Origin of the sequence: sulfur-oxidizing endosymbiont of Gigantopelta aegis, assembly GCF_016097415.1 — a bacterium.
Taxonomy (GTDB): domain Bacteria; phylum Pseudomonadota; class Gammaproteobacteria; order GRL18; family GRL18; genus GRL18.
In genome coordinates, this window is sequence record NZ_JAEHGE010000001.1 from 3,804,177 (window position 1) to 3,828,388 (window position 24,212).

The following is a 24,212-nucleotide window of genomic DNA, read 5'->3' on the forward strand; positions in this document are numbered from 1 at the left end:
ATATAACGCATGAGTTCAACAGACAAAATACTACCAGAAGAGATACCAACGCTCAAAAACAGGGTGCTTGAACTCCAGTCAAAAGTGGACTGGTATGAGGAACAATTTCGTCTGTTGCAACATAAACGGTTTGGTACTTCCAGTGAAAAAGAAGTTCACCCCGACTTCTTTAATGAGGCAGAAACGTTCGCCGAAGAAGCACCGGAAGTCCGTGAAACCATTACTTATGAGCGTAAAAAGCCCGGTCGTAAGCCTTTACCTAAAGACCTACCTCGTAAAGTTGTTCGTCATGAGTTATCTGAAGCAGAACAAGTCTGTGACTGCGGTCATCACTTGCATGAAATTGGTGAAGAGACCTCAGAGCAACTGGAAATTGTTCCTGCTCAGGTATATGTTGTAGAACATGTTCAGGTTAAATATGCCTGTCGTGCTTGTGAGGAAGGCGTTAAAACTGCTCCTAAGCCTGCACAGCCCATTCCTAGAAGTTTTGCATCACCCAGCCTGCTGGCCTATATCATTGTTTCTAAATTCTAGACAGCTTGCCTCTCTATCGACAGGAAGCGATATTTAAACGCTATAAGATAACACTTTCCAGAGCCAGTATGTCCAACTGGGTGCTTAAATCAGCTGAATTACTCAAACCCTTTTATAATCGGTTGTTGTATTATCTCATTAGGCAGAAAATCATCCAGGCCGATGAAACAACGATGCGAGTGATCCATGATGGACGTGAGAATTGCCCTAAATCTTATATGTGGCTCTATCAAAGTGGCGGCTATCATTCCAAGTGTCCCATTGTTTTGTATGAGTATCAGCCTACTCGTGCAGGCCAACATGCCAAAACCTTTTTAACGGGGTTTTCAGGTTACCTGCAAACGGATGGCTTTCCCGGTTATCATATATTCGAAAATGAGAACAGTGAAGTCACTTTATTAGGCTGCATGGCACATGCTCGTCGCAAGTTCCATGATGCCTTAAAAGCATTACCCAAGAACAGTCAGAAAAAGCCTGGCATGGTACAAATGGCGATCAGTAAAATTGCTAAATTGTATGCGATTGAAAAACAAATCAAACCGCTCAATGCTGAACAACGTTACCTGATCCGTCAGGAAAAAAGCAAACCACTACTGGATGACTTTAAAAAGTGGTGTGATGATAAAGTGACTAAAACAACAAAAGACAGTAAGTTGGGTGTCGCTATTCGTTATGTGATCAATCAATGGAAGTATCTGACTGTCTATCTTGAAGAGGGCAACCTCCAGATTGATAATAATATGGCAGAGCGGCGGATCAAACCCTTTGTGATTGGGCGCAAAAACTGGGTCATGAACCAAAATCCTCGTGGTGCTGAGGCCAGTGCTATTTTATATTCAATCGTGCAAACAGCGAAAGCAAACAACCTAGAGCCCTTTGCCTTTTTAACACACATTCTGACTGAGTTACCTAAGCTGGGCAGGCATTATGATGATGAGGCTTTAGAGCAATTGTTGCCATGGAATTTGACTGAAAAAATTCAGCCTTTAAATAAAGTGGAATGATACGTCAACGTGGGAAGTTTTGACGTATACTAATAATCTATATATCAATTCATTGATTCCATTATTGTCGTTGGGACGTAACCTAGATGAAATACGTGAAATGTTAGATGGAGATAGTGATAACTCCTCCTTGATTAGGGACTTAATGAATTTTTCAGAGAGAGTGAACAAGCCAGAACTATCAGAGAATTATTACGATTTTGATGGCACGATTGAAACCTTTCCAGAAATTGCTAAGAAGATTAATAATGGTACTTTTTTTGAAACTAATTTGAGTGCTTACTATTTGCTCAGGAAATTAGACATAGATTATGCTCGTTATCGGGAATATCCAAGACCTTAGGTATGAAAATGAATAAATTATTAATTAATATTTTTCTTGTGTTTTTAATGGCTGTAAATATTAGTTTTGCCAAAATTGTGACAGATGATCCAATTGAGCAGGCAGCTATTGAAGCACTTTTGAAAGATGCAAAACTTGGCTGGAATGAAATAAAGCTGACTAAAAACTTAATTGTTGAAGGCCGAAGAAATGGCATACTTTTAGTGCATAGAAAAGGACGGGATAAAAGATGGAAGATAACGAATATTAGTGATAAAAGAATTTATTTTGATATTAAGGGAATGTAATTGCTATAAATCTAAATAATACTAAATTTAAGAATCTCTCATTAATTAATTCTTTTAAATCTCTGATTCATTTTTCTTGTAAATGTAGAAGTCTTAAGGAATTTAAAAAAATTGAAGGGTTAGTTTCTTTAGAAGGTCTTGATTTTCATCTTTCGAAAATAACTAAAATAGGTGTGCTTAAAAATCTACCCAAATTGATACTTTTAGATTTGGAAAGAACTTATATTTCAAAAATAGAAAATCTTGATGGTATTCCTTCTTTGAAATTTCTTATGTTGAAAGGTACCGACATAAGAAAGCTTGAGGGATTAGACAGCTTAATAAACTTGGAAGTCTTGAGTTTAGATGCAAGTAATGATAGTGACAGAAAAATAATAAAAATGAAAATATTGGAAATCTTGAAAATTTAAAAAACTGGAAATTAGATTTCATAAAGTTGAAAAGTTAGAAGGATTGGAAACCTTGGTTTCACTCGAAGATTTAACCTTACTTGATTACCCACAAAGCTCCGCCATATTTCGATAATTATACTATAATTATACTATAATTATACTATAATTAAAGTATAGATTATGTGTGGAGTAGAATGATGTCAAAAAATAAAATTCAGTTTCAAGAAGGTTATAGTTTATTTGAGCTTTTTATGATTATGGCACTGACAAACAGTGCCGACAAGCCTTATTTAAATGGAAATTTCCTGATGGATTTGTTTGCCCAGAGTGTGGCAATAAGACTTATTGCACTCTAGAACATCGCCATCTTTATCAGTGCCACCATTGTCATCATCAGACATCAGCAACCTGTGGGACAATATTTGATAGTACCAAACTGCCTTTATCTAAGTGGTTTTTAGCGATTCATCTTATGACTCAATTGAAGACAGCGGTTTCAGCATTAGAATTAAAGAGACAGCTTAAGGTAAGCTACAATACAGCCTGGAGTATGAAACAAAAGATCATGCAGGTTATGAAAGAACGTGATGACAGTAAACCTTTATCAGGCATCATTCAAATTGATGATGCCTACTGGGGTGTGAGCACAGAGGCGGCTCCAGAGGTCGTGGTTCAGAAAATAAAACACCGTTCGTTGCAGCCGTTTCTACTAATGAAGATGGACACCCGATTGCAATGAATTTAAATGTGCTTAAAGGGTTTAAATCCAGTGAAATAAAACGATGGGCACAAACTCATTTAACACCTGGAAGTACTGTTTACTCAGATGGGTTAAATTGTTTTCCTGCGGTTAAAGAAGCTGACTGTAAGCATGTTCCAATCGTCACGGGTGGTGGTGCGGCAAGTGTTGATAAAATTGAGTTTATCTGGGTTAACACTATGATAGGTAATATTAAAAACTCTATGAAGGGAAGCTATCATTCCATTAACTCAAAACATTTACCTCGGTATCTTGCTGAATTTTGTTATCGGTTTAATAGACGCTTTAACTTAAAAGACATGATGCCAAGGTTTTTATGCGTGGCGATGAAAACGCCACCTATGAATGGAAAGCTCCTAAAAATGGCGGAGCTTTATGGGTAATCAAGTAACCTTAACTGACAATAAAATACGAAAAATAGAAGGTTTAGATAATTTAAAACAGCTTAAGTATCTAGGGCTTTCGAGTAATAAAATAGAAAAAATAGAAAATTTAGATGCCTTGTCTAAATTAAAAGTTTTGTATTTAAAAAATAATCCCATTAAAAAAATGGAAAATCTTGAGCCACTTAAAAATATAGAAACAATAAATTTAAGCATAACAGAAATAAAAAAAAATAGAAGGGCTTGATTCTTTATCGACCTTAAAAACATTAGACTTAAGTATTAATGATATTAATAAAATAGAAGGACTGGATCAATTAGTCAATTTAAAAGAGTTAGTTTTATACGACACAAAAATACGTAAATTTGAAGGGCTAGAAAATTTAACTAAACTGGTGTTTTTATACATGAATGACACACCGATAGAGAAATTAGAAAACTATGATAATTTGATTAATCTATCCTATTTCCATGTTCAAAACTCGCCCAATGTGAGCAAGGAAGACATTAAAAAATAAATGAATTTACCCGCAAAAATCTTGGACGAATATTATACAGTGGACCCCATTGTCAAGACAGCTTTCTCAAATATTAAGATATAATTCTGTTGGTTATTTATAGTATTAGTCTTATCCACATATCCACAGGTCTGCCAGTAGTCCAGAGACGCTTGCGATATATCTCAGGGCTACTGGCTTGGCCTGTGGATATGTGGACAAGGCGGTTGCCAGTAAAGTTGATTATCCTCTCATCATGCTGCCCGTTTTAAGTCTGGAACAACTTCTTTCATCACGCCATAGATCTCTGCAGGCGTTTTTCCACCGTGTGTACTGTGTGGTCGTTCATGGTTGTAAAACTCAAAACATTCCTTTAATGAGCTCTTTAGCTCATCAATACTTTGGTAATCCTTGAGGTAAATTTCCTCATATTTTACACTTCGCCAGAGTCGTTCAATCATAATGTTATCCATTGCTCTGCCTTTGCCGTCCATGCTGATTTTATATCATTGGCCTTTAGAACACCTGTAAATGCTCTGCTAGTATATTGAGCACCTTGATCCGTATTGAAGATTTCTGGCTTTCCATATCGTCGCAGTGCTGTTTCCAGACTACTGATACAAAAGCTTTCTTCCATGCTGGTTGACACTTCCCAGGACAGCACAAAACGGCTACTCCAGTCCATAACAGCACTTAGGTAGACAAATCCATGTGGCATCCGTAAATACGTGATATCTGTGCACCAAACCTGGTTATTCCTATTAATATCAATTCCTTTGAGCAAATATGGATAGAGGTTATTTACTTTGCAAGGCTTGCTGGTATTGGGTTTTGGTGCCACTGAAACCAATCCCATGATCCGCATAAGCCGTTGAACTTTTTACGATTAATTTTATAACATTTCAATCTTAATGCATTACGAATTTGACGACTGCCATAGAATGGATGTTTTATGTACAACTCATCAATCAAATTCATTAATGTTAAATCTTTATTTTGCAGAGGCTTTTTAGGTTGATAGTAATAGCTTGAACGGTTCAGGCCGATAAGCTCACATTGTTTTTTGATGCTCAACTGAGGGTGCTCTTTTTCTATGCAACACCGCTTTTCTGCTCTACTCAGTTGAACATCTTCAACTTTTTTTGACAGCCAGTCAGCCTCTACTTTTAGTTGACCTATTTGGCTGTACAGGTGTTCTTTTTCCTTTTCATGTTCAGCATCTTTATTCTCTAATTTTTTTGAAAAAGTATCGGCTGCACCATCAAGCATCTGCTTTTTCCAGCTATTGACCTGGGTGGTGTGCACTTCAAATTCTGACGCAATTTCTGCGACTGTTTTTTGACCTTTCAAAGCCTCAATGGCTACTTTTGCTTTAAATTTGTTGTTGAATGTTTTTCTTTTTGTGCTCATTTTTTTGTTCCCCGTTAGGTTAGCTCTTATATCTTAACCTATTGTCCAGTTTTCGGGGTCCACTATATTAAATGGGAAATGATTGACTGTAAACAATCACCTTCATCTTTTATGTCTGGCAGTGTCAGAATAAGCCCAATTATTCTATCGTTATTTGGCCATCAAATTGGCTAGGTCGCGTCTGACAGATTGTGCTAGCTCATTATCATTGGGCGCAATCATATTGGTAATGGTAATAATCGTATACGTCAAAACTTCCCACGTTGACGTATCATTCCACTTTATTTAAAGGCTGAATTTTTTCAGTCAAATTCCATGGCAACAATTGCTCTAAAGCCTCATCATCATAATGCCTGCCCAGCTTAGGTAACTCAGTCAGAATGTGTGTTAAAAAGGCAAAGGGCTCTAGGTTGTTTGCTTTCGCTGTTTGCACGATTGAATATAAAATAGCACTGGCCTCAGCACCACGAGGATTTTGGTTCATGACCCAGTTTTTGCGCCCAATCACAAAGGGTTTGATCCGCCGCTCTGCCATATTATTATCAATCTGGAGGTTGCCCTCTTCAAGATAGACAGTCAGATACTTCCATTGATTGATCACATAACGAATAGCGACACCCAACTTACTGTCTTTTGTTGTTTTAGTCACTTTATCATCACACCACTTTTTAAAGTCATCCAGTAGTGGTTTGCTTTTTTTCCTGACGGATCAGGTAACGTTGTTCAGCATTGAGCGGTTTGATTTGTTTTTCAATCGCATACAATTTAGCAATTTTACTGATCGCCATTTGTACCATGCCAGGCTTTTTCTGACTGTTCTTGGGTAATGCTTTTAAGGCATCATGGAACTTGCGACGAGCATGTGCCATGCAGCCTAATAAAGTGACTTCACTGTTCTCATTTTCGAATATATGATAACCGGGAAAGCCATCCGTTTGCAGGTAACCTGAAAACCCCGTTAAAAAGGTTTTGGCATGTTGGCCTGCACGAGTAGGCTGATACTCATACAAAACAATGGGACACTTGGAATGATAGCCGCCACTTTGATAGAGCCACATATAAGATTTAGGCAATTCTCACGTCCATCATGGATCACTCGCATCGTTGTTTCATCGGCCTGGATGATTTTCTGCCTAATGAGATAATACAACAACCGATTATAAAAGGGTTTGAGTAATTCAGCTGATTTAAGCACCCAGTTGGACATACTGGCTCTGGAAAGTGTTATCTTATAGCGTTTAAATATCGCTTCCTGTCGATAGAGAGGCAAGCTGTCTAGGAATTTAGAAACAATGATATAGGCCAGCAGGCTGGGTGATGCAAAACTTCTAGGAATGGGCTGTGCAGGCTTAGGAGCAGTTTTAACGCCTTCCTCACAAGCACGACAGGCATATTTAACCTGAACATGTTCTACAACATATACCTGAGCAGGAACAATTTCCAGTTGCTCTGAGGTCTCTTCACCAATTTCATGCAAGTGATGACCGCAGTCACAGACTTGTTCTGCTAATGGTTTCACGGACTTCCGGTGCTTCTTCGGCGAACGTTTCTGCCTCATTAAAGAAGTCGGGGTGGGCTTCTTTTTCACTGGAAGTACCAAACCGTTTGTGTTGCAACAGACGAAATTGTTCCTCATACCAGTCCACTTTTGACTGGAGTTCAAGCACCCTGTTTTTGAGCGTTGGTATCTCTTCTGGTAGTATTTTGTCTGTTGAACTCATGCGTTATATTATACTAAAAATGAGCGTTAAATGCTTGTATTTATTCTGTTTAATGCGCATCTAAAGGGACTTTTTAGTTGTTTTCCAGACCATGAATTTCAGGGTGAGCATGGTGTTGTGTGCAAGATAAACCATCCAGTAACCACTGTAATTCTCTCAGTGTTAACGAAAGAGTGGGTTGTTCTTTTTCCATCGGCCACTGGAATTTCCCTTTTCAAGTGTACGATAGTAAAGCCAGAAACCATTACGCTCCCAGTACAGTATTTTAAGTTTATCTCGCTGACGATTACAAAAACAAAGACACTGCCATCAAAGGGATTGTGTTCCAATTGCTCTGAGACAATCAGTGATAGCCCATTGGTTGCTTTTCTCATATCGGTAACACCAGAAACCAGATAAACCTGATTGACTGTGATGCCCGTTATCATGAAACAGTCCTGAGCAAATCCAGAATGGACTTGAGCTGATTCAGGTTCGTATCAGAATTGATTTCAAACTGAAACCATTGGTATGGCTTACTTTAATTGCATTGCTTGTGGGGAATTGGCCAGTAAATTAATGGGAATGAGTTGATTGTTGGTGTTGACCTGTTTTGATGAGCTAACATAACCCAACTTCTTTCGATAATAGCTAAAAATATGAGAGGGTATCTTATGTTGTTGACAATAAACTGCCTGGCTTAAGTTACTGGCTTGGCAGGCCTCTATGTGTTGCTTCATCGAAGCATCTTTTGAATGCTTATTGTAACGTGGGTTTTAATTGACGTTGATTTAGCACCCAGTTGGACATACTGGCTCTGGAAAGTGTTATCTTATAGCGTTTAAATATCGCTTCCTGTCGATAGAGAGGCAAGCTGTCTAGGAATTTAGAAACAATGATATAGGCCAGCAGGCTGGGTGATGCAAAACTTCTAGGAATGGGCTGTGCAGGCTTAGGAGCAGTTTTAACGCCTTCCTCACAAGCACGACAGGCATATTTAACCTGAACATGTTCTACAACATATACCTGAGCAGGAACAATTTCCAGTTGCTCTGAGGTCTCTTTAATGTGGCTATACTTAACCGGACACACAACTTAAAATAACTAAAAGATAAAAAGTGTGACCTAAAATGAATGATCAAACAAAAAAAAAAACCGAATAAAAGCTATACATCAGAATTTAAAGAATCAGCTGTCAAATTAGCTAATGAGACGGATCAACCTGTTTCTCAGACTGCCAGGGAGCTAGGTGTTAATGTAAATACTCTACATACCTGGATCAGTAAATATTCCAAACCGGTGAAGACGGTAGCCAATAGAAGTGATGAACACATTTATGATGAAGTAAAACGTCTGAAAAAAGAATTGGCAAAAGTGATTCAGGAGCGTGATTTATTAAAAGGCCACAGCGTACTTTGCAAGGGAAACTTTGTGAAGTACGCATGGATAACTGATCAGGCTAAAGATTACCCGGTAACGATTCTGTGCCGTTTTATGGATGTTTCCCGTAGTTGCTATTATGATTGGGTTAGCTCTCCTAAAACGGATAGAGAGAAAGAAAATGAAGCGCTTACTGAGCAGCTAAAAAACTGTTTGAAGACAGTCGCAAGACTTATGGAACCCGTCGTCTTAAAAGAAAACTGGCTGAAAAAGGCGTTCATATAAGCCGCCGGAGAATTGGTCGATTAATGAAAAAGCCGGTTTGTTTTGTAAAACGAAGAGACGCTTTAAAGCGACGACTAATTCCAAGCATAATAAGCGTATATCTCCAAATTTACTGGAAAGAGAGTTTACTGTCTCTCAACCTGATCGCTACTATGTGGGTGATATTACCTATATTGCCACCAAGGAAGGCTGGTTATATTTAGCGGTTGTCATTGACTTATTCTCTAGGCAAATTGTTGGCTGGTCGATGGATGAGCGAATGAAAGCCAAGCTAGTCAATGATGCTTTACTGATGGCCATATGGAAGCGTAAACCAATGGATGGATTGCTTTGGCATACTGACCGAGGTAGCCAATATGCCTCTGATAGTCATAGAAAAATATTGTCGGATCATAACATAATTCAGTCTATGAGCCGCAAAGGAAATTGCTGGGACAATGCTGTATCAGAGAGCTTCTTTCATAGTTTGAAAACTGAATTGACGCACCATTGTCGATTCAAAACCAGAGTAGAAGCAAAGCAGGCAATATTTGAATATATTGAGGTATTTTATAATCGGGAGCGACTTCATTCGGCTAATGATTATTTGTCACCAGTCGATTATGAAATACAGCAGGAAATAGCTTAAATCGATTGATTGAAGAGGGGTAAAAGGCGACATAAATGCCGCCCATTACCGTTGACGGCCATCGGCTCCTCAGCCTGTGCCGTGAAGATATTGTAACAAACTGTCCGAAAAGTGTTGACACATCAAAGCTTTGTGTGGTCTTAGTTCGTTCTATTATTGCCGTAATCCTAGTCTTTCCCTGATACAAACTTAAAGGCTTATCACTAAAATCAAGTTTAACAGTTTCAGGCATGGGGTAGTGTATTTTTTTGAGCTGCCATTGACTATTGTCAGATAATTCAATTTTACTGGCGATGAGATTATCTTCTAATGGTTGGTTTGAGTTAATATGCCAGGGTTTTTTTATATTAATGTCAATGACTAATAAATACTCATCATTTGGTTGTTCTTTAGCGAGGCAGTAACGACTAGCTTACCCCTAGCACCATAAACAGGTAGTTGATGCTCACCCTGACGTAATTCATGGGCGGCGATATGGAGACTGGAAAAAGCACTGGGTGTTTGCTTTGCATCACTGGCAAAGGCTGATAATATACGTTTGGCATCGTCCTTATATTTTTGTTCACCCGTTCTGCGGGCTAGTCGAAGCAACATTTTTGCTGCAATGGCATTGCCCGATGGCAGAATTTTATCAAAAGCGGATTTGTTACGAATGGGTAAGGGGCTTTCTTATCAATCGCAGTCTTATAAAAACCGCCTTTTTAGCATCCCATAGTTGTTGTCGCATCACCTCTAATAATTGTTGTGCACGTTGAAGCCAGAGTGTATTTTGAGTTGCGTCATAGAGGCCGATTAAGGCCTGCAAATAGAAAGCATAATCTTCTAATTGTGCCGGTTCTGAATTATTATGCTTAAAATTTACCCGATACCATGATTGTTGATCATCCTGAGCCATTTTCTGCCAAATGAAGTCAGCGGCTTTTTTCGCCACTGATAGGTATTCTGGGTGCTCTAAGGTTTGGCTAGCCTGTGTCAGAGCACTGATCATTAGCGCATTCCAACTCATAATGATTTTTTCGTCCCGATGGGGTTTGCTACGCTGATTGCGAGCCAGTAATAAGATGGAGCGCAGTTTATCCACATAAGGATAGAACTTTTCCTCCGGTATTTTGAAATCTTGAGCAAAACCAGCGAGTGATTGTGACAGATATAAAATATTATCCTGTTGTAACTCACCATAGGTATCGACAGCAAAAATTTCACGGGAAATTTCTTTATCTATTTGTTGCTCATTATTTTTCTCACTATTTTGCTTATAGTTGTAATCATTTAATACTTGTTCAAATTCACCCAATGTCCAAAGGTAATATTTACCTTCTTCACCTTCAGTATCTGCATCCAAAGCGGAATAAAAACCCCTTCAGGTGAGTGTAATTCGCTTAAAACAAAGTCAAGTGTTTGCTTGGCCACGCGTAAGTAATTTTTATTGGCTGTGAGCTGGTGAGCTGATAAATACAAGGGCACTAATAAAGCCTGGTTATACAGCATTTTTTCAAAGTGAGGAATTTTCCAATAAGGGTCAGTGCTATAACGATGAAAGCCTCCACCTAATTGATCATAAATACCACCACGTGCCATATAGTCCAAACTGGTCGTCAAAGCAGTCAACGAATCATTGTTTTTTACATAATCATAGCGATAGCTATCATCTAAAAATAAGTCTAACCAAGGTTCACGAGGAAATTTCTGACTTTCACCAAAGCCACCATGATAACCATCAGTAAAACTCAATAAATCTTTAATTGCACGTCTTCTGAGTGGTTCATCTAATGAGCTACTCTGCTGATTGCTTTGACTGTGTTGATGCAAATCCTTAATTAATTGTTGAGCTTGCTGAGTTAATTCCTGTTGTTTGTTTTGCCAGTCATTGTTTTGTGTTTGTAACAATTGCTTAAACTCAGTGAAAGAATAATAACCCCCACCACCAAAAAAAAGGTTCAGCATTGGGCGTTAAAAATAAACTCATTGGCCAGCCTTGCTGCCCCTGAAAATACTGCACCGCCATGGCATACAATTCATCAATATCAGGACGTCGCTCACGATCCACTTTAATGGCAATAAAATGTTGATTAATGAATTGCGCAATTTCAGGATTATCAAAACTTTCTTTTTCCATACGATGACACCAATGGCAGGTGGCATAGCCAATGGATAGAAAAATAGGCTTGTTTTCTCGTTGGGCTTTTTGTAAAGCCTCTTCACCCCAGGCAAACCAATTGATGGGATTATGGGCGTGTTGTAATAAGTAGGGCGAGTCTTCAAAGATCAAACGATTGATATAACAGGGCTGCTTTGTCCCACAAAATGCTCAGTGTGAGCCTGATAATCGGAATTTTTAGCTTTATAGGCTTGTATCAGCTTATTTTCAAGTTGTGGTGTGATATCGGCTGCAAAGGGAAGTTTTTGTGCTAATGATTGAGAGAATATACCAATAAAAAATCACTAGACTGATAGAACAAATATTGTGGTTCATGGGTAGCTTCTTAAATAACGCTTCTTAAATAACGAGTGTTGAGATAACTATAACAAAATAAAAAGCGTTTTTAAAATTTCATAGACTGATACCGTTCGGGGCGTAGAGTGGGCACAAAAGACGTGCCCACGCTACGAAGCTAGCTTGGTTAAATGTTCATTTTTTGTACTTTATCTCATAAATGTTTTCTTAATCGCTTATGATATTAAAAAATAGCATGAATGTTTACTGGGGTAGTCGTTATGAAATACAAAAAAGCATCAGCATATCGTTGCAGCACTATTATTAGTCCCGTTCTTTATTGTTTTGAGCGGTACACAAGCAATTGCTGCAACGGCTGTATCAAACACGGGCATGACCAGTCATTTAAAACTGTCTATCATGACCACTGCCAATGACGTCATTGCCCCTCAATTCCTAAGCAGCTCAAGTCAATATCGGCCAATAATAGCTCTCAAGTTATCATTCAATGGAATGCCGCCAGTGACAATATTGCGGTATCAGCCTATCGTGTTTACCGCAATGGACGCTTGTTAAGTAATGTCAGCAATGGTCAGCAATTGATTGATACCGATATTAGCCCCGGTCAAAGTTATGAATATCAGGTTTCAGCTATAGATGCGAAAAACAATGAATCTAAATTATCTGCGGCACTAAAAATCACAGTCAACTTTGATACGAAACTTTTAATTCCCTCAGAAGGTGGTGAAGGTAAAGCCTTTAATGATGGCGCATCATGGACACATTTTAATAAAGGTGCTGGCTTAATTTGGAAAAATAAAGGCGGTGATTATATCGATGCCAATGGCGTGGCTCAAGGCACAAGCCCTTGGGCTGAGCAAACCATTATTGATACCAATTCGACCAAGCCTATCATGTGGAATGTAACGACGTTAGTGCAAGCATGGAACAATCAAGACTACCCCAATCGAGGTTTTCATCTGCGTCAGGTGTCGGGTTCAACCGGCCCTGTTGATTATGTAACACAAGAGCATAGTGATAGTGCTTTACGCCCCTTGCTGACAGTCACGACAAAAAATTCAGGCACACTGACTTTTTCTCCGCAAGTGGATACTCACCTTACCTCCTATACTTCTACGCTGACAGCGGGTCAAGATACCGGTATGCGGGTGCGTAATAATACCAATAATATCATCTTATGGTTTGATCTAGAGTCACTGAAAGGCAAGCTCATCAGCAGCGCTGAATTAAAACTAACCACCACCGCACAATATACCAATAGTGATTCCGTGCATGGCCTATTCGCCGTGACCACGACACAATGGGATAATACTGCTCCGGTTCAGGGGTTGGCTGCACAGTATCCCAATGATAAAGGCATTGCCAATCATCCTGATGTGTATTTGCACGATTCATTTGATAGCAATGATGTCGTGGATGGAGGACAATATTTATCGCCTACGGCAACCGGTGGTCATGCCAAAAACTATTGGTCATGTGATGATTTATCCCCGTTGGCCGACAAAAGATGGCAGTCAATCGACTCCTGCACCCGGCATTCCCGGCTATAAAGCAATGGATAATGGCAATGCGCTCTGCCTGCGAATCAAATATGAAGACGGGCCTCCCAATACTCAGGGTTTGGGAAATTATGGGGTCAGTATTGGCGAGAAAGTAGGTAATTTTTCCAACCAGCAGCAAACCGACGAATTGTTTGTGCGGATCTACATCTTTCTCGGTGAAACCTGGGGTGAAAACATTAAACAACAAGGTGGCAAACGTCCTGGTGGTATCTCTGGACGACAAGTCCCAATGGTTTGATCAAAAAGGTCAATGGCATAGCATTGAGCAACAAGTCACCATGAATACCCGCGATGGCAAAAACATCAAAGGTTCATCCGGTGCCAAAGATGGCATAGTCCGAGGCTGGGTTGATGGTCGTTTGGTGTTTGAAAAAACCAATGTGCGTTTCACTGACATGGACTACATTAATATTGATGTCGCCGACTTTGGTTTATATTATGGCGGTGTTAAAAACACCCCCTATGATCAACACATGGCCATTGATAATATGATCAACACAGGTAAATATGTCGTTCAAAAAAATAACTTTTTGTATTAGCTGTTTATTCACTGTCGCTTAAATCATTGTTACTATTAAGCAATTGACTATATGTCATCAAAAGAGTCGCTGTCACAACGACCTTAAAATTGTCAGTGGGCTTAAACCTTTGAGGTGCGTTTGTCATAAACCAAATTCTCATCTGATATTTGAGTTCTTATAACAATAATTTTCGAGCCCTGTTGACGTCCAATCGCAAACGTATTGAGGTAAATGAGTCTGTTAAACGATCTTCCCATAATGCCATGATTTCTATCAATTGATATTTGAGTAACAAACTTAAACTATAGGTTTCTTGATTACCCACAAAGCTCCGCCATATTTCGATAATTATACTATAATTATACTATAATTATACTATAATTATACTATAATTATACTATAATTAAATAATTAAAGTATAGATTATGTGTGGAGTAGAATGATGTCAAAAAATAAAATTCAGTTTCAAAGAAGGTTATAGTTTATTTGAGCTTTTGGGACGATTATGGCACTGACAAACAATGCCGACAAGCCTTATTTAAAATGGAAATTTCCTGATGGATTTGTTTGCCCAGAGTGTGGCAATAAGACTTATTGCACTCTAGAACATCGCCATCTTTATCAGTGCCACCATTGTCATCATCAGACATCAGCAACCTGTGGACAATATTTGATAGCACCAAACTGCCTTTATCTAAGTGGTTTTTAGCGATTCATCTTATGACTCAATTGAAGACAGCGGTTTCAGCATTAGAATTAAAGAGACAGCTTAAGGTAAGCTACAATACAGCCTGGAGTATGAAACAAAGATCATGCAGGTTATGAAAGAACGTGATGACAGTAAACCTTTATCAGGCATCATTCAAATTGATGATGCCTACTGGGGTGTGGTGAGCACAGTAGGCGGCTCCAGAGGTCGTGGTTCAGAAAATAAAACACCGTTCGTTGCAGCCGTTTCTACTAATGAAGATGGACACCCGATTGCAATGAATTTAAATGTGCTTAAAGGGTTTAAACTCCGATTAGTGAAATAAAACGATGGGCACAAAACTCATTTAACACCTGGAAGTACTGTTTACTCAGATGGGTTAAATTGTTTTCCTGCGGTTAAAGAAGCTGACTGTAAAGCATGTTCCAATCGTCACGGGTGGTGGTGCGCAAGTGTTGATAAAATTGAGTTTATCTGGGTTAACACTATGATAGGTAATATGGCAATTCATTCGACTAAAATGTTACCTCTAGGCTTAGGCCATATTATTTCTTATTTGATTTGCAGGTCACCATGCAGGTTTGCCTGATTGGGATGGTGGTAAAGGCAGTCTTAAATACCGGCTTGTAGATGGAATTGAAGAATATCAATCAAGCTCTGGCAGAAAATATACCTGTGGATATCCTGCATGGAGAATGTCCCGAACTACCTGAAGTAGCAAAATCAGTTGAAAGTATCTCTTTATGGATGAGAATATTGTTTTTCCTGCTTGGTTGATGCGGATTTTCTGGATACAGAATTATATATGCCCAGTGAATTAATAGCATCAGGTCAACTCGATGAACCATTGTCATCACCAATAGTTTTGCAAAATATTTTTCATTGATGAATGCAAAAGGTGATAGAGATAAACATGGTATTTTTGGATTTATTGAGGGCTAGTCAAAGCAGTGACGCACCTCTTGCTATTCAGTTCAGGCACTGCAGCCAGAAAAGTTTAGTGCAAGCCTTGAGTTCACTTCAAACTCGTTTTACATCTGAAATGGAAGTATTAAAGAAAAACAGTATTAAGTCTGAATGCAAATAACAATTCGAAATAATATTTTGCGTGAAAGAGTCAGCTTGCTAGGCAACCAGGGGGCAGGATTATTTAGTTTAACGGTTGCTTATCGACTTCAGGGGAGGTTTTTCACTATCTAGCCCGGCTTTTTGATTCCTGGAACGCTCGGTAAATTTGTGTAAATGTTTAAACGTGTTATTTATGCTGTTACATTTCAGTATTATTGAACAAAATGCAGATGTATTTAGACGTTTTATCGGTGATGCCGTGTTGGAACATCATAGCAACGGATGTTGCGCCTAACAAAATATTTCAAATGAAGATTGGCTGCCGAGGAATTGGGATGTACCTTTAGTTGTGACCACTAATGTTCAATTAATTTGAATCTTTGTGAAATGTAAATTGTTAGGTTAAAAAATAAATGTTTAAGTGACCCATCTCTAAATTGAATGAGCAGAAAAAAAAATCACAAGCAACCCTACAAATTTATTTACGGAGTTTATTCTCTATACCACGCCAGATAATAAAGTAAAGGTTGAGATATTTTTAAAAGATGAGAATATTTGGCTGACTCAGGATAAAATTGCCGAACTTTTTGGGGTGCAGAGACCGGCAATCACTAAGCACCTGAAAAATATTTTTTGCATCTAGTGAGTTAGTTAAGGATTCAGTTAGTTCCAAAATGGAACTAACTGCCCAAGATAGTAAAAACTACAAGACTAATTGTTACAATCTTGATGCAATTATCTCTGTGGGCTATCGTGTCAACTCAATACAGGCAACACATTTTTCGCATTTGGGCAACGGGCGCCTTAAAGTACATTATCAAAGGGTTTTACCATGGATGATGAACGACTTAAGAACCCTGAGCGTGTCTTTGGCGAAGATTACTTTGAAGAACAGCTGGAACGTATTCGCGATATTCGTTCTAGTGAACGTCGTTTTTATCAGAAAATTACAGATATCTTCGCTCAGTGTAGTGTGGACTACAGGAAGAACACGGAAGAAACAAAACGATTTTTGCAACAGTTCAAAATAAACTACATTGGGCTATTACCCAACAGACGGCTGCAGAAATTGTTCATGAACGGGCTGATAGTCGAAAACAGAACATGGGGCTTAATTCATGGAAAAATGCTCCCGCAGGCCGAGTTCGAAAACCTGACGTTTGAAACTATTATTATAAAAAGGGCAAGGATAAACTCGGTCAGTTTCCGGCTATCAATATTGCTAACATTCTTTGCTTTGGACAAGTATCTGTATCCCCTTTTCTTATGGGCTTTTGTGGAGAGCAGGGAATTAATCTCTCTTTTTATAGCGAATATGGTAAATTTCTTGCCCGAGTACAAGGTAAACAGTCAGGTAATGTTTTACTGAGGCGAGCCCAATATCGTTGGGCAGATGATACTGAGAAATCAGTCTCTATTGCTCGTTTGATAGTAGCGGCTAAAATTGCCAATAGTCGTGCAGTGCTATTGCGTGAAATACGTAATCATGGCGAAAACATGAAATTATCCGAAGTTTCTACACATTTAGCTGCAAGTATACGTCATGCTCAGCATGCAGATAGTATCGGTGAATTGATGGGAATAGAAGGTGATGCGGCAAGTGCTTATTTTTCAGTTTTTAATGAGTTATTAATTGCTAGTGATTTTAATTTTAGTGTTAGGGTTCGCCGTCCTCCACAGATGCTGTCAATGCATTGTTATCGTTTGCCTATACTCTGATTGGTAATGAATGTGCATCAGCCTTGCAAGGTGTTGGATTGGATCCTTATGTTGGCTATTTACATCAGGATAGGCCAGGGCGAACCAGTCTCGCTCAGGATTTGTTGGAGGAATTCCGAGCTTCTTGGGCAGATCGTTTTGTGTTGACGCTAATTAACCGTAAACAGATTAAAGCTAATGATTTTATCACTGAAGCGAGTGGTGCTGTTCGCTTAAAAGATGATGCTAGGAAAATATTTTTTTGACCGCATGGCAAAAACGTAAGCAAACAGAAATACTGCATCCCTATTTGAATGAACAAATTCCTATTGGACTGTTACCTCACTGTCAGGCAATGCTCTTAGCTAGACATATTCAGGGGTGACACTGAATTTTATACCCCCTATTTGGTTAAATAATTATGCTTGTACTTGTTACTTATGATGTTAGTGTGATTTCTACCGGAGGACAGCGTCGCTTACGACGAATTGCTAAAACGTGTTTGAATCATGGCATGAGGGTGCAAAATTCTGTTTTTGAATGTGAAGTCACACCTGCACAATTTGTTCAACTTAAAAGCGAGTTAGTAGATATTTTTGATTCAAAAAAGATAGTTTGCGTTTTTTATATGCTTGGGAAAAAAGGACGTCAGAAGGTTGAACATCTTGGAGCAAAGCCTGTTTTAGATCCATCAATGATGCTTTAATTCTTTAATCGCTAACCCTTCGTTCTCATTCATTCCCCCGACAGTTTAGCGGAGCAATAAGTGACTGTTTTTTAAATGAATTTAAATGTAAATCATTTTATGATTAATTTCCTCTGTTTAAGTTTTAAGGTTAGCGGATCCTATCGATTTGTTTTTTAATTTCAATAGGTTAGACTCGAATATGTCGCGCCTTCACGGGCGCGTGGTTGAAACCCGATTTTCCTTTTTTAAATGGCATTTTTTAGTGTCGCGCCTTCACGGGCGCGTGGATTAAACTTTTTCCTCCATTTTTTAAATCTTTTAAAACCCCGTCGCGCCTTCACGGGCGCGTGGATTGAAAACACGATTGATTGATAATTTTTTAAATTCACCTAACGTGTCGCGCCTTCACGGGCGCGTGGATTGAAAACATCTTCGATAACTGTTTGTAATGTTCTTTTCATGTGTCGCGCCTTCACGGGCGCGTGGATTGAAACACAAAAAATCTCATTAGAGTGCTAAACGATAATGTCGCGCCTTCACGGGCGCGTGGATTGAAACTCTCGTTGTTTTTGCCATTGTCCTCTCCGATATATGTCGCGCCTTCACGGGCGCGTGGATTGAAACTCAGAACTGATAACGATGTGCAGGGTGGGTTTTTGTCGCGCCTTCACGGGCGCGTGGATTGAAAACAGTTGTAACTTAATGATCGCAATAAACGTCTTGTTGTCGCGCCTTCACGGGCGCGTGGATTGAAACGTCAAGCGATGTTGAAAACGGGAAACGCGCTAGTGTCGCGCCTTCACGGGCGCGTGGATTGAAACAACTCAGACCATACGCAGTCAAATATCCTTAAATGTCGCGCCTTCACGGGCGCGTGGATTGAAACAGTCGTAACAATCGAATCTGAAAAAAAAGTGTATTGTCGCGCCTTCACGGGCGCGTGGATTGAAACACAAGGTATTTTGCCAGTGGATGTTTTGTGTTAATGTCGCGCCTTCACGGGCGCGTGGATTGAAACGCGGAAAAGTAGCCGGGATCACAACATTAGTTCTGTCGCGCCTTCACGGGCGCGTGGATTGAAACATCGGTGACAGGTATTGATGCTGGAAAAGTTGAAGTCGCGCCTTCACGGGCGCGTGGATTGAAACGAGACGATAAACGGTCACATCCCACGCATCAGGGATGTCGCGCCTTCACGGGCGCGTGGATTGAAACCGGACCGGGCAAGAAGTGCATGGAAATCGGAAATGTCGCGCCTTCACGGGCGCGTGGATTGAAACCCGAATTGACAGTAACGACTGCACCTAAAGTTTTTTGTCGCGCCTTCACGGGCGCGTGGATTGAAACAACAATTCGGCAATACGTTTTCTTCATTTTCTGGTCGCGCCTTCACGGGCGCGTGGATTGAAACTGGAGATATAAAAATGATAGAACAAAAAAATCATGTCGCGCCTTCACGGGCGCGTGGATTGAAACTATTGTTTTTAATAATGACTCTAATCGTATCAATTTGTCGCGCCTTCACGGGCGCGTGGATTGAAACGAGTGAAAATGGGGCAAGTCAAAAAAACATTAGTGTCGCGCCTTCACGGGCGCGTGGATTGAAAACAATTACGCGCTGATTTATCAGACTTATATCAAACGTCGCGCCTTCACGGGCGCGTGGATTGAAACAAATTAAGTGAGCCCCGAGGGGATATAAAAATTGTGTCGCGCCTTCACGGGCGCGTGGATTGAAACACCTGCTAAACCCCGCAATAATTTTCTAAAATTATTGTCGCGCCTTCACAGGCGCGTGGATTGAAACTTGATCACAATCTTGCCAATAATGTAAAAGTTACAAGTCGCGCCTTCACGGGCGCGTGGATTGAAAACAAATAACAATTAATTCCGCCATCGCCAATAGTATTGTCGCGCCTTCACGGGCGCGTGGATTGAAACATCAGTCAAATTGACGGGTTTGTATTTTTTAAAATTGTCGCGCCTTCACGGGCGCGTGGATTGAAACTGTTGTTATATCTGGTCATCATGTTGATCCATCTTGTCGCGCCTTCACGGGCGCGTGGATTGAAAACCATGCACTTCTTGCCCGGGAAGGAAGCCCATTGGTGTCGCGCCTTCACGGGCGCGTGGATGAAACACCACTCCCGCCACGTAGTAAATGGCCTGAAAGATGTCGCGCCTTCACGGGCGCGTGGATTGAAACAACTCAACAAATAAAAAGAAATAGATAATATCGTCGCGCCTTCACGGGCGCGTGGATTGAAACAATTAATCAATGATATTGATTATGATTTTTATATGTCGCGCCTTCACGGGCGCGTGGATTGAAACAAAGAAATTACTTTTTCAGGCAAACAACTCAGTGTCGCGCCTTCACGGGCGCGTGGATTGAAACTTTTGGGTGAGCGTAGCGAGGGGCAAAGCCCCTTGTCGCGCCTTCACGGGCGCGTGGATTGAAACACCACTTCCTCCGCGTAGCAAATGACCTGAAAGAGTCGCGCCTTCACGGGCGCGTGGATTGAAAACAACTATTTGATAGGGATCATTTTTCAATCGATAAGTCGCGCCTTCACGGGCGCGTGGATTGAAAACAATACCTTTGCTTTCCTAAATGTTTTCTACAAGTCGCGCCTTCACGGGCGCGTGGATTGAAACAGAAGATTTAGCGACAAAATTTAGTACTGTTAAGTCGCGCCTTCACGGGCGCGTGGATTGAAACAAAAATGATATTGATAAATTTATAGAAAAAATGTCGCGCCTTCACGGGCGCGTGGATTGAAAACCGAAATTGTTTGTGCTCTTGATTTTAATTTTTTGTCGCGCCTTCACGGGCGCGTGGATTGAAACCTTTTCCGGTTTTTACTTCAATAAAAAAAATACGGTCGCGCCTTCACGGGCGCGTGGATTGAAACTGTTGTTGTATCCGGTCATCATGTTGATCCATCGTCGCGCCTTCACGGGCGCGTGGATTGAAACCATGCCCCATTGATCCGGGATGCCCAATTAATAAGTCGCGCCTTCACGGGCGCGTGGATTGAAACCTCCATCGCCAATAGTATAAGCGACAAATTCCCCGTCGCGCCTTCACGGGCGCGTGGATTGAAACAGTCATTTCTCCTTTGTTCGCATATGAAATGGGATGTCGCGCCTTCACGGGCGCGTGGATTGAAACAGTGATATCATTAATAAAACTATTAAATTCATTAATGTCGCGCCTTCACGGGCGCGTGGATTGAAACTTTGCTGATGAAACCGACGTTGGCATCAATATCGAGTCGCGCCTTCACGGGCGCGTGGATTGAAACTTGAAATAACGCCCGCAAATACTTCAAAGAATGGTCGCGCCTTCACGGGCGCGTGGATTGAAAACATATCCAGATCTGGGTTCATATCCAGATCTGGGTTCGTCGCGCCTTCACGGGCGCGTGGATTGAAACCAGCGCTGCAGTGTAAACTCGATAATTGCTTCTTGTCGCGCCTTCACGGGCGCGTGGATTGAAACAACTCAACAAATAAAAAGAAATAGATAATATCGAGTCGCGCCTTCACGGGCGCGTGGATTGAAACATTTTTAAATTATGTTGATACAGCGAGCCAAGCGCGTCGCGCCTTCACGGGCGCGTGGATTGAAACGTCCCATTCCGCCGCAGTTAATGTACTGCCCGTCGTCGCGCCTTCACGGGCGCGTGGATTGAAACAGTGGGGTGAGGAACTGGAACTAGGTCGGAAGTGTCGCGCCTTCACGGGCGCGTGGATTGAAAACCTATCTTTTTTGACTTAAATATAAGTCAAGATCGTCGCGCCTTCACGGGCGCGTGGATTGAAACCGGGCACAGAAAATGGAAAAGTTTTTAATATTGTGTCGCGCCTTCACGGGCGCGTGGATTGAAAACAGGAAATTGAACTTGAGACGGACGCCCTTTGGGGTCGCGCCTTCACGGGCGCGTGGATTGAAACACTTTGCGCAAACGATTCTGCAGAATCACTCATTGTCGCGCCTTCACGGGCGCGTGGATTGAAAACTGGCTAATAATACAATCGATGAAATTGTATTATTAGTCGCGCCTTCACAGGCGCGTGGATTGAAACATTATTTTTAATAATGACTCTGATCGTATCAATTGTCGCGCCTTCACGGGCGCGTGGATTGAAACTAACTGCAAGATACGTCCCGAAAAATGATTTACCTGTCGCGCCTTCACGGGCGCGTGGATTGAAACTGGAACTGCAAACGCTTATGTTTTGACAAAAATGTCGCGCCTTCACGGGCGCGTGGATTGAAAACAATATCGTTAATATCTTTGACTGCAAACCCGATGTCGCGCCTTCACGGGCGCGTGGATTGAAACCGATGTAAAATCCAGGGATATATTTATCATTTTGTCGCGCCTTCACGGGCGCGTGGATTGAAACACCATCGCTGGCAAGTTTTTCCGTCGATATAAGTCGCGCCTTCACGGGCGCGTGGATTGAAACATACATTTTTTGATAAATTGTACAAAATCAATACGTCGCGCCTTCACGGGCGCGTGGATTGAAAACTATTATCAAGTAATTGGATCAAGTCTGTGCCGTGTCGCGCCTTCACGGGCGCGTGGATTGAAACCATATTGAACGCTGAATCCATGAGCATTAATGTGGCTATACTTAACCGGACACACAACTTAAAATAACTAAAAAGATAAAAAGTGTGACCTAAAATGAATGATCAAACAAAAAAACCGAATAAAAGCTATACATCAGAATTTAAAGAATCAGCTGTCAAATTAGCTAATGAGACGGATCAACCCGTTTCTCAGACTGCCAGGGAGCTAGGTGTTAATGTAAATACTCTACATACCTGGATCAGTAAATATTCCAAACCGGTGAAGACGGTAGCCAATAGAAGTGATGAACACATTTATGATGAAGTAAAACGTCTGAAAAAAGAATTGGCAAAAGTGATTCAGGAGCGTGATTTATTAAAAGGCCACAGCGTACTTTGCAAGGGGAAACTTTGTGAAGTACGCATGGATAACTGATCAGGCTAAAGATTACCCGGTAACGATTCTGTGCCGTTTTATGGATGTTTCCGTAGTTGCTATTATGATTGGGTTAGCTCTCCTAAAACGGATAGAGAGAAAGAAAATGAAGCGCTTACTGAGCAGCTAAAAAACTGTTTGAAGACAGTCGCAAGACTTATGGAACCCGTCGTCTTAAAAAGAAAACTGGCTGAAAAAGGCGTTCATATAAGCCGCCGGAGAATTGGTCGATTAATGAAAAAAGCCGGTTTGTTTTGTAAAACGAAGAGACGCTTTAAAGCGACGACTAATTCCAAGCATAATAAGCGTATATCTCCAAATTTACTGGAAAGAGAGTTTACTGTCTCTCAACCTGATCGCTACTATGTGGGTGATATTACCTATATTGCCACCAAGGAAGGCTGGTTATATTTAGCGGTTGTCATTGACTTATTCTCTAGGCAAATTGTTGGCTGGTCGATGGATGAGCGAATGAAAGCCAAGCTAGTCAATGATGCTTTACTGATGGCCATATGGAAGCGTAAACCAATGGATGGATTGCTTTGGCATACTGACCGAGGTAGCCAATATGCCTCTGATAGTCATAGAAAAATATTGTCGGATCATAACATAATTCAGTCTATGAGCCGCAAAGGAAATTGCTGGGACAATGCTGTATCAGAGAGCTTCTTTCATAGTTTGAAAACTGAATTGACGCACCATTGTCGATTCAAAACCAGAGTAGAAGCAAAGCAGGCAATATTTGAATATATTGAGGTATTTTATAATCGGGAGCGACTTCATTCGGCTAATGATTATTTGTCACCAGTCGATTATGAAATACAGCAGGAAATAGCTTAAATCGATTGATTGAAGAGGGGTAAAAGGCGACATAAATGCCGCCC

General features: G+C 40.6%; 23 protein-coding genes, 7 pseudogenes and 1 CRISPR repeat array. Of the genes and pseudogenes, 18 read left to right on the top strand and 12 right to left on the bottom strand.

Translation table 11 applies throughout. From position 1 onward, the window contains the following. Nucleotides 1–9: 9 nt before the first annotated feature. From tnpC to JEU79_RS28895, 7 genes and pseudogenes are all read left to right on the top strand, one after another. Nucleotides 10–1,538: pseudogene (gene tnpC, locus JEU79_RS19665) on the top strand (IS66 family transposase). Nucleotides 1,539–1,683: 145 nt separating this feature from the next. Next, nucleotides 1,684–1,881, top strand: a complete 198-nt coding sequence (locus JEU79_RS19670) for a hypothetical protein (protein WP_198264258.1) — start codon at nucleotides 1,684–1,686, stop codon at nucleotides 1,879–1,881. A gap of 8 nt (nucleotides 1,882–1,889) precedes the next feature. Then, on the top strand, nucleotides 1,890–2,168 hold the full coding sequence (locus tag JEU79_RS19675; RefSeq protein ID WP_198265453.1) for a hypothetical protein: 279 nt from the start codon (nucleotides 1,890–1,892) through the stop codon (nucleotides 2,166–2,168). A gap of 173 nt (nucleotides 2,169–2,341) precedes the next feature. Further along, nucleotides 2,342–2,578 (top strand): leucine-rich repeat domain-containing protein, encoded by a 237-nt coding sequence (locus JEU79_RS25805; RefSeq protein WP_214660633.1) that lies wholly within the window; start codon nucleotides 2,342–2,344, stop codon nucleotides 2,576–2,578. Between the two features lie 179 nt (nucleotides 2,579–2,757). Continuing rightward, nucleotides 2,758–3,703, top strand: a pseudogene (locus JEU79_RS19680) (IS1595 family transposase). Next, nucleotides 3,696–3,950 (top strand): leucine-rich repeat protein, encoded by a 255-nt coding sequence (locus JEU79_RS19685; RefSeq protein WP_198265454.1) that lies wholly within the window; start codon nucleotides 3,696–3,698, stop codon nucleotides 3,948–3,950. The pseudogene JEU79_RS19680 and the gene JEU79_RS19685 overlap by 8 nt, the downstream one beginning before the upstream one ends. Beyond that, entirely contained in the window at nucleotides 3,937–4,221 is a 285-nt protein-coding gene (locus JEU79_RS28895; protein WP_425511188.1) for a leucine-rich repeat domain-containing protein, read from the top strand. The genes JEU79_RS19685 and JEU79_RS28895 overlap by 14 nt, the downstream gene beginning before the upstream one ends. Nucleotides 4,222–4,454: 233 nt before the next feature. Here the strand turns inward: JEU79_RS28895 and JEU79_RS19690 are convergent. From JEU79_RS19690 to JEU79_RS19710, 8 genes and pseudogenes are all read right to left on the bottom strand, one after another. Next, nucleotides 4,455–5,610, bottom strand: a pseudogene (locus tag JEU79_RS19690) (IS3 family transposase). Nucleotides 5,611–5,881: 271 nt separating this feature from the next. Beyond that, the gene (locus JEU79_RS26900; RefSeq protein WP_198264260.1) at nucleotides 5,882–6,259 is read right to left on the bottom strand and encodes an IS66 family transposase; all 378 of its coding nucleotides are present in this window, start codon (nucleotides 6,257–6,259) and stop codon (nucleotides 5,882–5,884) included. 25 nt (nucleotides 6,260–6,284) lie between these two features. After that, nucleotides 6,285–6,620, bottom strand: a complete 336-nt coding sequence (locus tag JEU79_RS27710) for an IS66 family transposase (protein WP_281400987.1) — start codon at nucleotides 6,618–6,620, stop codon at nucleotides 6,285–6,287. Next, nucleotides 6,569–7,129 (bottom strand): IS66 family transposase, encoded by a 561-nt coding sequence (locus JEU79_RS27715; protein ID WP_281400988.1) that lies wholly within the window; start codon nucleotides 7,127–7,129, stop codon nucleotides 6,569–6,571. Before JEU79_RS27715 ends, JEU79_RS27710 begins: the two co-directional genes overlap by 52 nt. Beyond that, nucleotides 7,101–7,331 (bottom strand): transposase, encoded by a 231-nt coding sequence (locus tag JEU79_RS26910; RefSeq protein WP_246540425.1) that lies wholly within the window; start codon nucleotides 7,329–7,331, stop codon nucleotides 7,101–7,103. The genes JEU79_RS27715 and JEU79_RS26910 overlap by 29 nt, the downstream gene beginning before the upstream one ends. Nucleotides 7,332–7,429: 98 nt before the next feature. Beyond that, a complete protein-coding gene (gene tnpB / locus JEU79_RS19700) occupies nucleotides 7,430–7,759 on the bottom strand; it encodes an IS66 family insertion sequence element accessory protein TnpB (protein WP_198262810.1) in 330 nt (109 codons plus the stop codon). 87 nt (nucleotides 7,760–7,846) lie between these two features. Then, nucleotides 7,847–8,050 (bottom strand): IS66 family insertion sequence element accessory protein TnpA, encoded by a 204-nt coding sequence (gene tnpA / locus JEU79_RS19705; protein ID WP_198265455.1) that lies wholly within the window; start codon nucleotides 8,048–8,050, stop codon nucleotides 7,847–7,849. Nucleotides 8,051–8,069: 19 nt separating this feature from the next. Next, on the bottom strand, nucleotides 8,070–8,402 hold the full coding sequence (locus tag JEU79_RS19710) for an IS66 family transposase (RefSeq protein ID WP_198266086.1): 333 nt from the start codon (nucleotides 8,400–8,402) through the stop codon (nucleotides 8,070–8,072). Nucleotides 8,403–8,444: 42 nt separating this feature from the next. Between JEU79_RS19710 and JEU79_RS19715 the strand changes: the two are divergent. Then, a pseudogene (locus JEU79_RS19715) lies at nucleotides 8,445–9,603 on the top strand (IS3 family transposase). Nucleotides 9,604–9,963: 360 nt separating this feature from the next. Here the strand turns inward: JEU79_RS19715 and JEU79_RS19720 are convergent. Genes JEU79_RS19720 through JEU79_RS19735 form a run of 4 tightly spaced genes read right to left on the bottom strand, consistent with a single transcriptional unit; the run spans nucleotide 9,964 to nucleotide 11,872 of the window. After that, complete coding sequence (locus tag JEU79_RS19720) at nucleotides 9,964–10,197, bottom strand: hypothetical protein (protein ID WP_198265456.1); 234 nt, start codon at nucleotides 10,195–10,197, stop codon at nucleotides 9,964–9,966. Between the two features lie 52 nt (nucleotides 10,198–10,249). Continuing rightward, entirely contained in the window at nucleotides 10,250–10,945 is a 696-nt protein-coding gene (locus JEU79_RS19725) for a glycoside hydrolase family 76 protein (protein WP_198265457.1), read from the bottom strand. After that, complete coding sequence (locus JEU79_RS19730) at nucleotides 10,873–11,490, bottom strand: YyaL domain-containing protein (RefSeq protein ID WP_198265458.1); 618 nt, start codon at nucleotides 11,488–11,490, stop codon at nucleotides 10,873–10,875. The genes JEU79_RS19725 and JEU79_RS19730 overlap by 73 nt, the downstream gene beginning before the upstream one ends. Before the next feature lie 10 nt (nucleotides 11,491–11,500). After that, nucleotides 11,501–11,872: a DUF255 domain-containing protein gene (locus JEU79_RS19735; protein ID WP_246540427.1), complete on the bottom strand. Its 372-nt coding sequence runs from the start codon at nucleotides 11,870–11,872 to the stop codon at nucleotides 11,501–11,503. 734 nt (nucleotides 11,873–12,606) lie between these two features. Between JEU79_RS19735 and JEU79_RS19740 the strand changes: the two genes are divergently transcribed. The 10 genes and pseudogenes from JEU79_RS19740 (at nucleotide 12,607) to JEU79_RS19780 (ending at nucleotide 24,168) form a co-directional block, all read left to right on the top strand. Beyond that, nucleotides 12,607–13,608 (top strand): DNRLRE domain-containing protein, encoded by a 1,002-nt coding sequence (locus JEU79_RS19740; RefSeq protein WP_198265459.1) that lies wholly within the window; start codon nucleotides 12,607–12,609, stop codon nucleotides 13,606–13,608. Between the two features lie 4 nt (nucleotides 13,609–13,612). Further along, nucleotides 13,613–13,858, top strand: a complete 246-nt coding sequence (locus tag JEU79_RS19745; protein WP_214660634.1) for a hypothetical protein — start codon at nucleotides 13,613–13,615, stop codon at nucleotides 13,856–13,858. Further along, on the top strand, nucleotides 13,809–14,159 hold the full coding sequence (locus JEU79_RS19750; RefSeq protein ID WP_198265461.1) for a polysaccharide lyase: 351 nt from the start codon (nucleotides 13,809–13,811) through the stop codon (nucleotides 14,157–14,159). Before JEU79_RS19745 ends, JEU79_RS19750 begins: the two co-directional genes overlap by 50 nt. Nucleotides 14,160–14,583: 424 nt before the next feature. After that, a pseudogene (locus JEU79_RS26915) lies at nucleotides 14,584–15,352 on the top strand (IS1595 family transposase); the annotation flags it as partial. Nucleotides 15,353–15,480: 128 nt separating this feature from the next. After that, nucleotides 15,481–15,627 (top strand): hypothetical protein, encoded by a 147-nt coding sequence (locus tag JEU79_RS25810; RefSeq protein ID WP_214660635.1) that lies wholly within the window; start codon nucleotides 15,481–15,483, stop codon nucleotides 15,625–15,627. A gap of 965 nt (nucleotides 15,628–16,592) precedes the next feature. Continuing rightward, nucleotides 16,593–17,082, top strand: a pseudogene (gene rhuM / locus JEU79_RS19765) (RhuM family protein). 48 nt (nucleotides 17,083–17,130) lie between these two features. Continuing rightward, nucleotides 17,131–18,035, top strand: a pseudogene (cas1c, locus tag JEU79_RS19770) (type I-C CRISPR-associated endonuclease Cas1c). A gap of 2 nt (nucleotides 18,036–18,037) precedes the next feature. Then, entirely contained in the window at nucleotides 18,038–18,322 is a 285-nt protein-coding gene (gene cas2, locus JEU79_RS19775) for a CRISPR-associated endonuclease Cas2 (protein ID WP_198265464.1), read from the top strand. Between the two features lie 183 nt (nucleotides 18,323–18,505). Further along, nucleotides 18,506–22,913: a CRISPR direct-repeat array (repeat unit 31 nt; unit sequence GTCGCGCCTTCACGGGCGCGTGGATTGAAAC). 94 nt (nucleotides 22,914–23,007) lie between these two features. Then, entirely contained in the window at nucleotides 23,008–23,328 is a 321-nt protein-coding gene (locus JEU79_RS26920) for a transposase (protein WP_246540428.1), read from the top strand. A gap of 30 nt (nucleotides 23,329–23,358) precedes the next feature. Next, the gene (locus JEU79_RS19780) at nucleotides 23,359–24,168 is read left to right on the top strand and encodes an IS3 family transposase (RefSeq protein ID WP_198263365.1); all 810 of its coding nucleotides are present in this window, start codon (nucleotides 23,359–23,361) and stop codon (nucleotides 24,166–24,168) included. Nucleotides 24,169–24,212: the final 44 nt, after the last annotated feature.